Origin of the sequence: Candidatus Accumulibacter cognatus (assembly GCF_000584975.1) — a bacterium.
GTDB classification, from domain to species: domain Bacteria; phylum Pseudomonadota; class Gammaproteobacteria; order Burkholderiales; family Rhodocyclaceae; genus Accumulibacter; species Accumulibacter cognatus.
This window is the reverse complement of sequence record NZ_JDST02000144.1, coordinates 1-2,562: the sequence shown is the minus strand read 5'-3', so window position 1 is coordinate 2,562 and position 2,562 is coordinate 1. Positions and strand designations below refer to the sequence as shown.

Sequence of the window (2,562 nt, the reverse complement as noted above, 5' to 3'; positions counted from 1 at the left end):
GTGACCGCGCACGGTATAGCATAGCCATTGGATACCTCGCTGGAATTCCAGGATGAAATCCCGAGACGCTCACATCAGCGCTGTCGTATCGCGTTACCGGCCTGGCAGGTGTCGAAAATTTTTACAGTTCCCCTTGGCGATAACGGAACAGCGGGGATCTTTTCGCTCCCTGCCAGCGGCTGACAGCGCAAGCATTCGCGCTAACCGCATGAAGTGCAATGAAAACCAATCCAGGGCGCGTCATCATGCTCAACCATGGCACGGTGTTTGCTCAGTTTGGACCCTCTATGGATACTTTGGAGTTCCAAATGAAGACACTTGCATTTGCCACATCGGATCCGCGGATATTGGGCTTGGGTGCTGGGCCCGCTTGCTGTTCCTGCCTCCGATTCCAGGGGGCTATTCGGAAAAACCGGGATCAGCACGCGAGAGATGTCATCAGGCCGGAGGTCATGCCCGCGAGTTCCGGCAATCGAATCCGCACCGTTCGCCGCGTGCTCGCGGCAGCGGCCGCCTTGTTCGTCCTCGGCGCCGCACCGCAGGCAAACGCAGCTAAATACGAGGCCGATGTCGTGTTCGTGGCGCGCTCGCAGAACGCGTTTGCGGCGAGCAACACGTTCTCCGCGCGCGGCCAGTTCGATCTGAGGACACCGTTCGACATCGATGCATACCGTCAGTCCTTCGGCCCGTTGGCGGTCGGTGTGTCCGCGAATGGCAGCGTGGGTATCGGCGTGGATGCCTACCTCACCGGTGGTACATTCGACCTCGCGTTGCCCGTGCGGCAGAAGTTCGACTATCCGGACGACTATGCGGCCGTTGCAGGGCGAAGCTTTTCTCTGACACCCACCAGCCGTCTGGCCGATGCAACGGACACGAAGTTTACCGTCGCAGCTCTCCTACCGGCAAAGGATCCGAAAGGTGACCTGTTGGATGTCTACAAGACGTTCTTCGGTTCGAGCCCTGCGAACGTGAAACCCTCGGTGAACTTCGAGCTGGGGGGTGTCGATGTCGCTTTGTCTGCGCTGCTCAACCTCGGCCCAAGCGTGTTCGCCGAAGCCTGTGCTGGGCCTCTCTGTAAGCGTAGTAGTGCCGACCTGCCGAAGTTCGTGAACGCACGCATTCCGTTCTTCACGCAGAACAACCTCGGCTCTAAGCTCGACGACGGCATTACCAAGGACCTTGGCAGCGGGATCGGCCCCGTCCCGCCGATCCCGCTGGCCGGCCCGGCGGTGCCGAACGTCACGCGTTCCTACGGTGGCACCGTGCCACTGTTCAACCTCGGCTTCGACGTCGGCGACAGCCTGGACAAGGTTCTGCGTGCACGCGGCCTGCCCCCCTAGACGGCAGCGTGGGTCCCTTCAGCTACCAGTTGCTCGACGGTCATCTCGGGTTCGCCGCATCGCTTTCCGCGCAGTTCGACATCACCACGAAGACGCGCGTGGCACTCCTCTTCAACCAGCCCGTGCAGGTGTTCGAGCACGGCGCGTGGCAGGGTCCGGGCTATACGAGCATTTTCGATCCGGCGACCCCGCTGCAATTGCGCACGGCCGCCAACGTGTCGGAACTGCTCGTGAAGCCTTCCTACCTGCTGGATGCTGACATCCACAGCGCTGTGTCGCTGGCGTTCGCCGGCCAGTCAAGCTTCGAGGGGCCAGAAGTAAGCGCAGAATTGCTGGGCTTCGAAGGCACCACGTCACCGCTGTTCAATCTGAAGCTGAATGCGGATGGCTTCGTGGCACCGGTGGTGGATTCGAGCTTCAAGGCAAACGTGATCCCCATCGACACGCCAGCATTCCGGATCCTCCTGGAAGACCCGCGGACGCGCCTGCTGCGCGAGGCATCGAGCCTGACCATGACGGTGGCGCGCGCGGGCGATGTGGCGGCCGACGGCCACGGCTTCGGCAACCTGCGCAATGGCACTCACGGCGATGCGGGCTACTTCGATGTCACCGTGGCAGGCACTTTCCGCCAGATCTCGTCGTTCGGATGTGGTCTCGCCGATTCTGGCGCGTGCCCGCCGGACGAACTGTTCGAAGCCGACGAGCCGGTGGTCATCAGTGGCGTGGAGATCGGTACGCTGTTCTGCGTGACCTGCCGCGGCCGCGTGACGGACTTTACCTTCTCGCCCAGAGTGGACACTGACGGCGACGGCAGCCTGTACCTCTCGAACCTCGCACTGGGCATGGACACGGAGGTGGGCCGACTGTGCTTCTCCTGTGACGAGGGCCTGTCTCTCGAGCAATTGCGCCTGCAGGCGGGTCACTTCACCGATGCACGAATCACCGATGTGCCGGAACCGGGCGTGCTGTGGCTGCTGGGACCCGCGGTGGTACTGGCCCTGCGTCGGCGTCCGCGATGCTGAGATCCTGATTATTAAGGAGGCCCTTAAATTCCTTCCGTCAGCACGGCGTCTTCGGGCTCGTAGGCAGTTACCAGGCCAACGAATTCAAGAGCCGGGTTTAATAACCCCACTTCTCTCCATTTTGGCGAGGGCTCGTCATTTGCTGCGGGCAGTACGCCACCTCCGCTGATCACCTAACGGATATACCGTGCGCGGTCACG

At 61.7% G+C, this 2,562-nt stretch carries 2 protein-coding genes; both read left to right on the top strand.

The window, feature by feature from the left end:
• Positions 1–452 precede the first annotated feature (452 nt).
• Positions 453–1,340 carry a hypothetical protein gene (locus AW06_RS19405; protein ID WP_034953787.1) on the top strand — a complete coding sequence of 296 codons (888 nt, stop codon included), beginning with the start codon at positions 453–455 and terminating at the stop codon, positions 1,338–1,340.
• 8 nt (positions 1,341–1,348) lie between these two features.
• Complete coding sequence (locus AW06_RS19400; RefSeq protein WP_034953785.1) at positions 1,349–2,362, top strand: hypothetical protein; 1,014 nt, start codon at positions 1,349–1,351, stop codon at positions 2,360–2,362.
• Positions 2,363–2,562 lie beyond the last annotated feature (200 nt).